Annotated in this window: 9 protein-coding genes; 5 read left to right on the plus strand and 4 right to left on the minus strand. The window is 52.9% G+C overall.

The window, feature by feature from the left end:
- Positions 1–82: 82 nt before the first annotated feature.
- The 3 genes from G535_RS0106300 to G535_RS0106310 are packed head-to-tail and all read right to left on the minus strand — an operon-like array spanning position 83 to position 3,370.
- Entirely contained in the window at positions 83–1,363 is a 1,281-nt protein-coding gene (locus G535_RS0106300; protein WP_026861287.1) for a sugar MFS transporter, read from the minus strand.
- A gap of 1 nt (position 1,364) precedes the next feature.
- Positions 1,365–2,489 (minus strand): N-acetylglucosamine-6-phosphate deacetylase, encoded by a 1,125-nt coding sequence (gene nagA, locus G535_RS0106305; protein ID WP_034727824.1) that lies wholly within the window; start codon positions 2,487–2,489, stop codon positions 1,365–1,367.
- Entirely contained in the window at positions 2,489–3,370 is an 882-nt protein-coding gene (locus G535_RS0106310) for a glucosamine kinase nucleotide-binding domain-containing protein (protein WP_034727826.1), read from the minus strand. The genes nagA and G535_RS0106310 overlap by 1 nt, the downstream gene beginning before the upstream one ends.
- 138 nt (positions 3,371–3,508) lie before the next feature.
- Here G535_RS0106310 and G535_RS0106315 point away from each other — a divergent pair, with 138 nt between their 5' ends.
- The 4 genes from G535_RS0106315 to G535_RS0106330 all read left to right on the plus strand — a co-directional run bounded on the left by G535_RS0106315 (position 3,509) and on the right by G535_RS0106330 (position 8,557).
- Positions 3,509–4,792: a hypothetical protein gene (locus G535_RS0106315; RefSeq protein WP_026861290.1), complete on the plus strand. Its 1,284-nt coding sequence runs from the start codon at positions 3,509–3,511 to the stop codon at positions 4,790–4,792.
- Positions 4,793–4,888: 96 nt separating this feature from the next.
- A complete protein-coding gene (locus G535_RS0106320; RefSeq protein ID WP_026861291.1) occupies positions 4,889–6,472 on the plus strand; it encodes a sodium:solute symporter in 1,584 nt (527 codons plus the stop codon).
- Positions 6,462–7,394: an N-acetylmuramic acid 6-phosphate etherase gene (murQ, locus tag G535_RS0106325; protein WP_026861292.1), complete on the plus strand. Its 933-nt coding sequence runs from the start codon at positions 6,462–6,464 to the stop codon at positions 7,392–7,394. Before G535_RS0106320 ends, murQ begins: the two co-directional genes overlap by 11 nt.
- Entirely contained in the window at positions 7,391–8,557 is a 1,167-nt protein-coding gene (locus tag G535_RS0106330) for an exo-beta-N-acetylmuramidase NamZ family protein (RefSeq protein ID WP_026861293.1), read from the plus strand. The genes murQ and G535_RS0106330 overlap by 4 nt, the downstream gene beginning before the upstream one ends.
- On the opposite strand, the gene G535_RS0106335 is transcribed toward G535_RS0106330, so the two are convergent.
- A complete protein-coding gene (locus tag G535_RS0106335) occupies positions 8,554–9,402 on the minus strand; it encodes a MurR/RpiR family transcriptional regulator (protein ID WP_026861294.1) in 849 nt (282 codons plus the stop codon). The genes G535_RS0106330 and G535_RS0106335 overlap by 4 nt on opposite strands.
- A gap of 107 nt (positions 9,403–9,509) precedes the next feature.
- Here G535_RS0106335 and G535_RS0106340 point away from each other — a divergent pair, with 107 nt between their 5' ends.
- Positions 9,510–12,233, plus strand: a complete 2,724-nt coding sequence (locus tag G535_RS0106340; RefSeq protein ID WP_026861295.1) for an FAD-binding and (Fe-S)-binding domain-containing protein — start codon at positions 9,510–9,512, stop codon at positions 12,231–12,233.
- Positions 12,234–12,235: the final 2 nt, after the last annotated feature.

The raw sequence follows: 12,235 nt of genomic DNA on the forward strand, positions 1-12,235 counted from the left end.
CGTTACTGACTCGTTATTGTGTCTTCCTGTGACTCAGAATAGCCCTATTTTGCTAAATACACAAAGACTCTGTGGGTTTAGTTTACCAGTTGCGCAACTTGTGGCCTTTCACGGCATACCAGCCGATCACACTATAACCAACTAAGAGCAGAGCGTAGGCACTTTTCGGTCCAAAGGCGCCAGAAATTGCGCCATAAACTAACGGCAAAATCGCACCTCCGGCAATCCCCATGATAAGGATGGCTGAACCGCGGGCGGTTTGCCGGCCAAGGTCGGCCAGTGCGAGCGGCCATATCGCCGGCCAGACCATAGCGTTGGCAAAACCGAGCAAGGCCAAAAAGGCGATGGGATCGGGAACCAATGGAATAGCACTCCAGCCCCATAAAACCGCGGCTATGGTAGTGCTTTGGTCGGAACTGACCAAGAGTAGCCCAGTAAAAATGAGGCCGAGTAAGGCCGAACCTGTTAGTGCTCCTTGTTGGCTTAACCAGCGAGGGATTAATACCAAGCCCAACAGATAGCCCGCAACCATCGCCGCCATCACGTACGAGGTCAGGCTTGAGTAATTTGCTAAGCCTAAACGTGAACCGTACATGCCGATGGTGTCACCGGCGATAACTTCAACGCCAACATAGAAGAACAGTGCCACAGCACCGAGTACCAGTTGTGGATAGCTCATGATCGCGCGCTGCGGCGTGTCGCTGGCGGTGGTTGCTTCTTCTTTGATTGCCGGTAGCCGCACGAGGTAAAAAGCAACAGCGAGGGCAAACATCGCAATCGCCATGCCCAGATAAGGCGGGATAATTTTTGCGGCCATCGCTTCTACTTGGACGGCCCGCTCTGCGCTAGTAAGTTCGGCGATGGACGCCGCAGTAATGTTAGGGAAGTCGGCTAGCACTAACCAAGTAAAAAACAGCGGTGCTAAGACGCCTGCGGCTTTGTTTAAGATACCCATAATGGCAATCCGTGCCGCTGCTGATTCATGGGGGCCTAGGCGCACAATATAGGGATTGGAGGCCGTTTGTAAAATCGTCAGGCCAGAGCCAACCACAAATTGGGCGAGCAAGAAAATACTAAAGTGATGGGTTTGCGCGGCTGGTACAAATAACAGCAGACCCGTGCCGATAAGCGCAAGACCGATCACCATGCCGTTTTTGTAACCGCTGCGATCCAGTATCCATGACATCGGCAGCGCCATCACAACATAGGCAATGTAAAAACAGAAAGCGATCAATAAGGCCTGAAACTCTGTCAGATCGGAAATGATCTGTAAAAACGGGATCAGGGCGCCGTTGAGCCAAGTGACAAAGCCGAAAATAAAAAACAGCAAACCAATAACCAACATTGGGAGGAGGGTAGCCATGTTAGTGCTCCTTGCGCGTGGCGACGCCGTGCAGCCATAATTGTGTGATCGATAGGTCGGCATCCAACAGCATAAAGTTAGCGTAGTGCCCCTCAGCAATAGCGCCGTGCTCATGTTCCAGAGCAATTGCTTTCGCCGGCGTGAGGCTGGCCATTTCCAGGGCATCGGTCAGCGGTACCTGACACTGCGAAACGGTATTTTTCACTGCCTCAAGCATGGTTAGTGAAGAGCCTGCTAAGGTGCCGTCGGGGGTGGTCAGTTTATCGCCGTGACGCTGAATTTCAGTGTCAAAAAAGGGCGTGTGTGTTTGTGTGGTGGCGGCCAGAGCCATAGCGTCAGTCACCAGCATCATTTGTGTTTTGCCTTTGGCGCGAAAGGCAATTTGACAGGCTTGTGGATCGACATGATAGCCATCGACGATAATGCCGGCATAGGCATCACGCGCCAGACAGACACCCACCATACCTGGCGCGCGCGAATGTAATTGCGACATGGCATTGTATAAATGGGTGAAGCCAATGGCACCGGCATCAAGGGCCGCGTTAACTTGCGCTGCGGTCGCATCGGAGTGACCTAAAAAGACTTTAACGCCAGCGTGGCTGAGACGTTGGATTACTTCCGGTGCGACGGTTTCTGGAGCTAGGGTGACCATGACCACGCCAAGCTCAGGGTCGGTTAATAGATCGAGTTCTGCTGCGGTTGGTGGGCGAATAAAGGCTTCGCGGTGAACGCCTTTGCGTTTAGCTGCAAGCCAAGGACCTTCAAAATGCACACCGACAATACCGGGGACCTTTTGTTGCCGTGCTTGACGAACCGCTGCCGCAGCTTTGGCCATGGTCGCATAATCATCGGTAATGAGGGTTGGCAACATGGCGGTAGTGCCATGCGCAAGATGCGCTTGCATCATTTTTTGCAAGCCATCGACGTCACAGTCTTGATTAAACAGCACACCGCCGCCGCCATTAACTTGAATATCAATGAAGCCCGGGACCAAACGGCCTTGATACACTGGGTAATGATGTTGGGCAGGTGCAGGACCAATGCTACTGATGCGGCCATGCTCTACGGTAATTAACTGATGATGACGCCAGCCATCGCGCGTCAGAACTTGTTCACAAACCAACATTATTTGGCCTCCTGTGCGGCACGGAGAAGTAAGATAGCGCCCCATTCGGGGCCGAACTGGTGTTCGCGGACGGCAGCTTGCACTTCTGGATCTAACCACGGCGCCAAGGCGCCTGCCACACCACCGGTAATCACTAAGTCACCGCCGCTTTTGCCCATGGCTTGGCGTGCGATAGCGCTTAAGTAGCGACTGCCTTCTTCCACCAGCGCCAATGCTGTGGCATCACCTTGGTGGGCCAATTGCAAGATAAGCGGACACAGTTCGCCGAAAACGCCCGGACTTGCGTGGTTGAGTTTGTCGACTAAGGCGACGGCGCTGTGGCATTGATAGTGTTGGCAGACGGCTTTCGCCAGACCGCCAAATTCTTGAAGGCCGTCTAACGCTTCTAGGGTATGGGTTACCGCTTGTTTGCCAAGCCAGGCGCCACTACCTTTGTCACCTAACAAAAAACCGTGCCCACCGTACTGAACTAAGGTGCCGTCAACTAAGGCTGCGGCACAAGAGCCAGTACCGACCACAAGCACGGCTCCGTTGGCCCCGCCATGCGCGCCAAAAAGTGCGGTGTGCAAGTCAGAGGTAAAATGAAATTGTTGAAACGGATGTTGCCAGTTGCGCAACGCACCGGCCGCTGAAGGCACGTTGGCTCCGGCGAGTCCAGCATAGACAGCGGTGTTGGCTAGGGTTTCTGGGGGGAGTTCAGCTTCCGCGATCGCATGTTGTACCGAAGCTAAAATCGATTCGCGCGCGACGCTCCCTGAGCGAGCAATGTTGGCTGAGCCGGAGATCCCAGCGCCGAGTAAGTTACCTGCGGCATCATAAAGCTCAGCGCGGCATTTCGTGCCGCCACCATCAACGCCCGCATAAAAAGTGGATTGGGTCATAACATTGCTCTCAATGACAAGTGCATTAGTTCGTTGGTCCTACTTCAGAGGACAAGTTATCGCAGATCATACTGCCATACTTTGCCTCTTGTTTTGTAATACTTTATTCTTGAGAAAAGAATAATAAGGAATCAAACGATGAAAAAAAGCGCAGTTCAACTCCTTGCGGTAGCGCTCGCTACTGCGTTAGCCGGTTGCTCAGCCGAGCAGCCTGAAGGTCTTGCCTATTACGAGACCATTATGAAGGCTCCGCCGTTGTTACCGGAGCATGCAACAGCGCAGTGGCTCGACTGTGCACCTTCGGTCGACGCCGCGAGTGCAGACTACACCAGCGTTGCCGATACGGGAACCGCTCTGGGCTGGGTGGACCGCGTGGCTCACGACTGGGATTACTTTTCAAGCAGTGCTGACGACGGCAAAGTGCTGGTCATCGATTACGCGCAAAAAGGCGATGCACTGGCCTTTCGTTATCTAGCCAATGATAACACCCATGGTGATCTTTATGAGCCGTGGAGCTCGTCTAAAATCATGGCCTACGCCGGCGCTTTATCATTGGTTAGTGAAAACTTTGCACAAGCAGACACCTTAATTGGCGACACTAAGTTGGCGGATCTGATCACCAGCATTCACAGCTATCAGCCCTCGGGTAAGGCGGACGGCAATTCAAACGCGATTGCCTATTACTTCGCTGATGTGGCGGGGCGAGATTATCTGACCGGACTCTTTCACCAAGGCTGGATGAACAGCGGTCAAGATGGCGTTATGTTCCGTGGTAAATATGGTCCAGACGCATTTGTGCCAAGCGATGCGTATTGGCGCACGCCGTCGCGTAATGCTGAAATTCTCGTTACCGCGCGTAGCGAAGATGCTGGACTGCTCGACTACAACTGCGAAAGTTGTGGGGAATTGGGCAATAAACCGATGACAACCTTAACTTCGGCGGAGTTTCTCAAGCGCTTGGTGACGCAACGGCGCGTTCCAGAAACGCGGTTGGCCGGGCTTAGCGATGATGCGGTGATGATGCTGCTGTATGGCCCGGGCCATAGTGATAACAGTGCGAATGCGGGGGGCATGATGGCTGGCGCTGGACTGGGTCCACACCGAGCGATTGCGCGTGCACTGCAGCAACACTACAGCGAGTATGAAGGTTTGAGCGCACAAGAAACCTTAGACCAGGCGACGCAAGGCAATTGGCGTATTTTCCACAAGCTTGGTGCTGGACCAAGCGGCACGCGCGGTACGAGTGAAGTGGTAGCGCTCACACATGTGTGCTTACCATTGGCGGATGGCACCCATGAATTCACGCTTGCGGCGCAAGCTGCGGTGGATGACAACAGTTATGAAAACGTCGGTTACGCCGGTGAAAAGCTTGAGCGATTGCTCGAAACCACAGTTGCAACCTTACTTGCTGAGGGCCACTAGGCCCTCGTTGTCGCTTTTATCTATTTTATATTCCAACTATACATTGTAGTTGGAATATTTTATTTTAAGCATCTCATTCTTGATAAGTGAGCAACCATGTTAGGTCACTATTCTCTCGCCGATATTTTGGTTTTTATTGCCTACGCACTGCTGTTATTCGGCAGTGGTTGGGTGTTCAATCGTCGTAGTCAATCGACGCAAGATTACTTTCTCGGTGGCAATAAAATGCCGATGTGGGTGGTGGCGATTTCTGTGTTAGCAACATCGCAGTCAGCAGCCACCTTTCTTGGCGGCCCCGATCAAGGCTATCGTGGCGATTTAACCTATCTTGCCACCAATCTCGGCGCCTTTATCGCGGTGGCTTTTGTTGCCGTCTTTTTGATCCCTAAGTTTTATCAACAACGCGTGTTTACGGTATACGAGTTGCTGGAGCAGCGCTTTGGCGAACGCTCGAAACGTGAAGCGGGCTTGATGTATTTGTTTGGCCGTATATTTGCCAGTGGTGCGCGCTTGTATATGGCTGCACTGGCGGTCGCCATGATTTTATTTGGCAACATTGAAGCCAGTAGCGTGATTACTGCGACCCTTATTCTGGCGGCGGTCGGCTTGGTGTATACGGTTTACGGCGGTATCCGCACGGTCATTTATTCTGATGTGCTGCAGGCTTGTGTCTACATTGGCGCGGCACTGGCGGTAATTTACGTACTCTATAGCGCAATTCCGTTGAGCTTTGCTGAATTGCTCGAGGTACTGCGCCATCCTGCGCCGGATGCCTCGTCGAAGTTACGTTTGATTGATACCTCGGTCGATTTTTCCAGTGCGGGAGTGTTTAACCTCTGGTCCGTATTGACGGGATTCGTGCTGCTGAATATTGCCGCCTTTGGGTTAGACCAAGACATGACGCAACGGGTGTTAACCTGTAAAGACGCGAAGGAGGGCAGCAAGGCGCTGTTGCTGTCGGTGGTGATGGTCATCCCAGTGATGCTGCTCTTTATCATTATCGGGTTGTTGCTGTATGTCTTTTATCAACGTCCCGATGTGATGGCGTCAGCGGCTGGTGACGCACCTGTCCCGACCTTCGCTGGTGAGGCTGTCACAATTTTCATGTATTACGTGCTTACGGAAATACCGGCTGGGGTGAAGGGTTTAGTCACCGTGGGCATCATTGCCGCGGCGTTATCGACCTTAAACTCAGGTTTGAACTCGATGTCGAGCGTGCTAATCCAAGATATTTATCGCCCTTGGCAGCAACGTAAAGGCCGTCAGCACAGTGACCAACACTATGTACGCGCTGGCCAGTTTGGCATGGCGGTGGTCGCAACGGGCTTGGCCTTGATGGCCTGTCTCTGTTATTACTGGCAGCAATATACTGATACGCCGTTATTGCAGTTTGCCTTAAGCGTTATGGTGTTCTCGTATAGTGGGTTGCTAGGGGTGTATTTTGTCACTTTGTTTACCCAACGCGGCAATCGTTATTCGGTTACTGCGGCACTAGTAGTCGGTTTTTTGGTGCCACTTCTCATGCAACCTTATACGCAGGCACTGTTGTTGCCAGAGCACTGGCAGATGAGTATCGGTTTTACCTGGCAACTGGTGATCGGCACCTTCATTTCAACGTTGATTTGTTGGGCAGGTAAACCGCACCACGCAACACTCAAGCAGGATAATTATGCACGATAAAGATCACACGGAAGATTTGTTAGCGCAGCTCAATACGATTGTGTCCGAAGGTCGCAATCCGGAGACTATGGACATTGATGTGCTACCGACCGAAGCTATTTTGCGGAAGATCAACCACGAAGATGCGCGGGTTGCGCCCGCTGTTGCAGCGCAGATCCCAAGCATTGCAAAAGCTGTTGATGCAGCTGTGGAGCGGTTGCAGCAAGGCGGACGCTTGCTCTATATCGGCGCTGGAACCAGCGGTCGCTTGGGCATTTTGGATGCCGTTGAATGCCGCCCTACCTTTAGTGTTCCTGATGCCTTGGTGCAAGGCATTATTGCTGGCGGCGAGCGGGCAATTCAGTTTGCCGTGGAAGGCGCTGAAGATGACCGTGTGGCGGGCGTCGCCGACGTACAGGCCCTACAACTAAGTGCCAATGATGTGCTAGTAGGGTTATCCGCAAGCGGTCGTACACCCTACGTTGTCGCTGCTTTAGAGTATGCCAATCAACTTGGTGCGGTCAGTGTTTCGATCACCTGTAATCCAGATTCGCCACTCATGCACACCGCAAGTATTGGCATTTGTCCGGTGGTTGGCCCAGAAGCCTTAACCGGTTCGACCCGCATGAAGTCAGGCACTGCGCAAAAGCTCGTGCTGAATATGCTCAGTACCGCCACCATGATACGTTTGGGCAAAACGTATGAAAACTTGATGGTCGATGTGAATGCCAGCAATGAAAAGTTGCAGGCGCGTGCCATCCGCATCGTGATGCAGGCAACCGAATGTTCCCGCGAGGTCGCTGAGCAAGCACTGGCGGCAGCTGGAGCGCGCGCAAAGTTAGCCATCTTGATGATTTTGACTGGGCTTGAGGCGGATGCTGCTACGACGCTGCTGGACCAGCAGCAGGGCTTTTTACGACGCGCCGTGGAGGCTTCGTCATGAAACCTATCACATGGCTGTTGAGTGTTTGTCTGTTAGTTTGGACCGTGGCAGCCTCGGGCCAAGTTTCTCAGAAACTAACCGTCGGCGCTGAACAGGGCGAACGTTACTTACCATTATTGCAAGACCAGCGTGTGGCCTTAGTCGTGAATCAAACCTCGCGCGTAGGTGAGCAGCATTTGGTTGATTACTTGCTTGCCCAAGGTGTGAACGTGGTGAAAGTGCTGGCGCCTGAACACGGCTTTCGTGGCGATGTTGGTGCAGGTGAAACCATTCATGATGCAACCGATGCGCAAACTGGTTTACCAATAGTGTCCATTTACGGTGCCAGCAAGAAACCATCGGCAGAGATGCTGGCCGATGTCGACGTGTTGTTGTTCGACATTCAAGATGTCGGCGCGCGGTTTTATACCTATATCAGCACCATGCATTATGTCATGGCTGCTGCTGCTGAAAACGATAAAGCTATGCTGGTCCTCGACCGACCCAACCCAAACGGCGCCTATGTTGATGGGCCAGTGTTGGATCTCGCTTTTCAGTCTTTTGTCGGCATGCACGAAATACCGCTGTTACATGGTATGACGGTGGCAGAGTTGGCACAGATGATCAAAGGCGAAGGTTGGATTGAGGCGGCTGAGCAGCTTGATTTAACGGTGATTCCGGTGGCGAATTATCGTCGTGACATGACTTATGTGCTACCGGTCGCGCCGAGTCCTAATTTGCCGAACCAGCAAGCAATTCAATTGTATCCGTCGCTGTGCTTATTTGAAGCAACAGCGGTAAGTATTGGCCGTGGCACGGCATTCCCGTTTCAAGTCATGGGACATGACAAGGTGCCGTTAGGGGAGTTTCGTTTTACCCCGCGCAGCATGGCGCAAAGTGCGCCAACGCCAAAGCTTGAAGATCGTGAAGCGTTCGGAGTGGATTTGCGTGAAAGCAACGTTCAAGGTTTAGATTTACGCTTATTTATTGAGGCGTATCATGCCTTTGCTGCGGCGGGTGAGACCTTTTTTACGGCCCCAGAGTTTATGGACAAATTGAGCGGTACCGCAGGGTTGCGTGAGGCGATTGAAGCGGGCGCTAGTGCTGAAGAAATTCGAGCGAGCTGGCAGGCTGACTTAGCGCGCTTTAAAGAGCGCCGTCAGCCCTATTTGCTCTACCCTTAACTTTGCCGTAAACGTGCAAAAGCTTGATTGGTGCGCGCTAAGGTCGCGCGCCCTTCAGCCGAGGCTTGAATGAGGGCAATAAAGAGCAGGTCGATAACCAAGTTTTGCGCGGTGCGGGCATGAATCGACGACAGTCGCGCGGGTTCGCACTCGGCAACCGAATAGAGCTCGATATGCGCTAAGTGATTGATCGGTGTTTTACCGTAGCGCGTCAAGCTAATTACTTTGCAGCCATTGCGCAGAGCTTCTTGAATGACACGCAATACCTCATTGGTATTGCCCGACTCACTTATGGCAATCACAACATCGTCCGCGGTAAGCGTTGCCGCTTGCGCCAGTTGCATGTGACTATCGGTATCGGCAATGGCATTGAGGCCAAGCTTCTGGAGCTTGTAGGAAAAGTCGCGGCCCACGAGGGCAGAGCCGCCAACGCCAGCCATTAAGATGCGGTGGCTATTCAGAATCAGCCGTACCGCATCGAGTATCGCGTCTTTCTCATTGAGATTACGGGTTTCTGTAAGCACGTTGATTTTGGCGGCGAGTAGTTTATCCGCCATGGCATTGAAATCGTCATCAAGGGTGATTTCGCCATGTAAGCGCGCGTGTTGCTGATTTTTTTTGCTTAATGCATCAATAACGGCAAGCTTGAAGGCAGGATAGCCTTTGTAGCCCAGCTTCTGGGCAAATTTGACCACGCTTGACTGGCTGACACCCGCAACGCTGGCAAGTTGCTGAGAGGACAGATCGCGCAGCGCTGCTGGCGAACTTAACGTGTATTCAGCAAGTTTCGATTCGCTACTTGAGAGCGAGTTTTGTATAGCTTTGATTTTGGCAAATGCAGACATAATCCGTTCCACCTTGTGGAATTTTTTATTCAAATATAAACGAGTTGATACGAATATCAAAATCCCCTTAAATGACCTTATGCTGAATTTGGGTCGAGGAGTTTATCGTGAAGCAACAGGTTGAGCAGCTTCGGCAACAACTTGCCGCGTTTGTTCCGGCATCGCGGCTGATTTCTGATTTAAGCCGGCGCATTGCGCTCAGTACCGATGCCAGCTTTTATCAGCAGGTGCCTGAATTGGTGGTGCAGATCGCACACCTTGAAGAGCTACAACAACTGCTTCGCTGTGCCTTGGCGCTTAAGGTTGCGGTGACTTTTCGGGCGGCGGGTACTAGCTTATCTGGACAAGCCGTGACCGATTCGGTGCTGGTGCTGCTGACGCGTGATTGGCAAGGGGTTGAGATCCTTGATAATGGGCAGCGTATTCGTTTGCAACCTGGGGTGATTGGCGCTGAAGCGAATCGACGTTTGTTACCTTATGGCCGTAAAATTGGTCCTGATCCAGCCTCAATAAACAGCTGTAAGATTGGCGGCATTGCCGCCAATAATGCTTCGGGCATGTGCTGTGGCATCAACAATAATAGCTACCATACCTTGCAAGAAATGGCGTTCGTATTGGCGGATGGCACTTATGTTGATACGGCTGACGCAGCCTCAGTGGCAGCCTTTCGAGAAAGTCATCAGCAACTGCTCGAAGCCATTGACCGATTGGCGCGTGAAGTGCGCGCCGACCCTGAACTGAGCGACAACATCGCACGGCAGTATCAACTGAAAAATACCATGGGGTATGGCCTTAATGCCTTACTCGACTATCACGATCCCGTGGCGATTTTGGCACACTTATTGATTGGCTCTGAGGGCACTTTAGGCTTTATTGCCAGTATTACCTACCGCACCTTGCCACTCCCCAAAGCGAAAGCGACGGGCTTATATGTGTTTGCCGATAGTGCCAGCGCTTGTGCCGTGATCCCTACGCTTAAAACGATTGGGGTTGATGCCGTTGAATTGATGGACGATAGGTCGCTACGCTCAGTCAGCTCCTTATTAGCAAACTATAGCGACACGCCGCCGCCGCATGGTGCGGTAGCGCTATTAATTGAGCTGGGGCGGGATGATGCTGGCGCGTTGCAGCAGGCGACCTCAGCCATTGAAGCGGCGTTTCAAACGAGCGCCACACCACCACAAGCGCTCTGTGCGTTTACCGAAGATGCAGCGACCAGTGAAGGTTTGTGGAAGATTCGAAAGGGACTGTTCCCTGCCGTCGGTGCAGTGCGTGCAAGTGGTACAACAGTGATCATTGAAGATGTCGCTGTGCCGCTGCCACAGTTACCCGCGGCGGTAGATGCCTTGCAAGAATTGTTTGTCGCGCACGGCTATGACGAAGCGATTATTTTTGGCCATGCGCTCGACGGTAATGTGCACTTTGTGTTTACCCAAAGCTTTACGGAAGCAACCGAGGTACAGCGCTACGCTGCCTTCATGGAAGCGGTGCAAGTGTTAGTGGTGGAGCGCTTTGCGGGAACCTTAAAAGCCGAGCATGGTACCGGCCGCAATATGGCGCCGTATGTCTATGCCCAATGGGGCGGCGAGGGGCTGGCGGTGATGCAGCAATTGAAACTTTGGCTCGATCCACAAGGGATTCTTAATCCGGGCGTGATCCTAAATGAGGACCCACAGGCACATTTACGTCATCTAAAGCATCTTCCTGCGATCGACCCTGCGGTTGATGCCTGTATTGAATGTGGCTTTTGTGAATCGAGCTGTCCTTCAATACATTACACCTTGTCGCCGCGCCAACGTATTGCCTTGAAGCGTCGTCAACAAGGTTTGGAGACTTCCGAACAAGCGCAAGTGGCGACGGATTTTCAGCATTTGGGTATCGACTCCTGTGCAGCCACTGGGCTTTGTGCCACCGCCTGTCCGGTGGGCATTGATACAGGGCAGTGGGTTCGGCAGTTGCGAGCTGAACAGAGTGCTCACCCACGCCTTGCCAGATGGTTGGCGCAACACCAAGCTGGAGCGATGCAAATCGCTCGGTTTGCGTTGACGCTAGGGCGGCCTTTAAGTCGCTTGCAGCAACGTCGTCCAGTACTTCCTGCCCCGGCCCGAAAGCCACAGCTGACTGTGTCCGATGCTGCTCGAAAGGTGGTCTACTTTAGTGGGTGTCCGAACCGTCTGTTTGCGACCGAAGGGCAAGCGCCTTTGCCTGAGGTGGTGCAACAATTGGCGGCCAAAGCCGGAATAGAGGTTGTGCTGTGTGACGCGCCGGAGCAGTGTTGTGGCCAGCCTTGGGCCAGCAAAGGTTACCCAGCCCAAGCCGAGCAAAAACAACGTACGTTGCAACAGCAGCTGCGCGAGCTCAGTGACAACGGCCGTTGGCCCGTGGTGATGGATGCCAGTCCGTGTGCCTTGCAAAGCCAGATGGATGCTGTCGAAGTGGTCGATTTGAGTACGTTTTTACTGGAGCACGTGGTGCCTAAGGTGCAGCTTACCCCGTTAACTCAGCCGTTGATGTTGCATGTGACCTGCAGCAGCCGCCACTTAGATGGTGGCAAGGCACTCCGTGCGTTAGCTGCCTGTTGCAGTACTCAAGTCGTCGAGCCAGCCGATATTCAATGCTGCGGCTTTGCTGGTGATAAAGGCTTCACGTGTCCCGACTTGAACGCGACCGCCTTGGCGACGCTAGCGCAGCAAGTGCCACAGGGCTGCCAGTTGGGCGTGAGTAACAGCCGTAGCTGCGAAGTAGGCTTGCAGCATTATAGCGGCATCCCGTATCAGCATATTGCTTACGTGCTTGACGCGATCAGCACTGAGCGACCCAAGGAGGCATGATA

The organism is Pseudidiomarina sediminum DSM 21906 (genome assembly GCF_000423165.1).
GTDB lineage: Bacteria > Pseudomonadota > Gammaproteobacteria > Enterobacterales > Alteromonadaceae > Pseudidiomarina > Pseudidiomarina sediminum.

What these genes read in the sequence shown, in the direction of transcription:
- G535_RS0106300 (WP_026861287.1), bottom strand. Translation starts at nt 1,363, where the DNA reads ATGGCTACCCTCCTCCCAATGTTGGTTATTGGTTTGCTGTTTTTTATT.
- G535_RS0106320 (WP_026861291.1), top strand. Translation starts at nt 4,889, where the DNA reads ATGTTAGGTCACTATTCTCTCGCCGATATTTTGGTTTTTATTGCCTAC.
- G535_RS0106335 (WP_026861294.1), bottom strand. Translation starts at nt 9,402, where the DNA reads ATGTCTGCATTTGCCAAAATCAAAGCTATACAAAACTCGCTCTCAAGT.
- G535_RS0106310 (WP_034727826.1), bottom strand. Translation starts at nt 3,370, where the DNA reads ATGACCCAATCCACTTTTTATGCGGGCGTTGATGGTGGCGGCACGAAA.
- G535_RS0106330 (WP_026861293.1), top strand. Translation starts at nt 7,391, where the DNA reads ATGAAACCTATCACATGGCTGTTGAGTGTTTGTCTGTTAGTTTGGACC.
- murQ (WP_026861292.1), top strand. Translation starts at nt 6,462, where the DNA reads ATGCACGATAAAGATCACACGGAAGATTTGTTAGCGCAGCTCAATACG.
- nagA (WP_034727824.1), bottom strand. Translation starts at nt 2,489, where the DNA reads ATGTTGGTTTGTGAACAAGTTCTGACGCGCGATGGCTGGCGTCATCAT.
- G535_RS0106315 (WP_026861290.1), top strand. Translation starts at nt 3,509, where the DNA reads ATGAAAAAAAGCGCAGTTCAACTCCTTGCGGTAGCGCTCGCTACTGCG.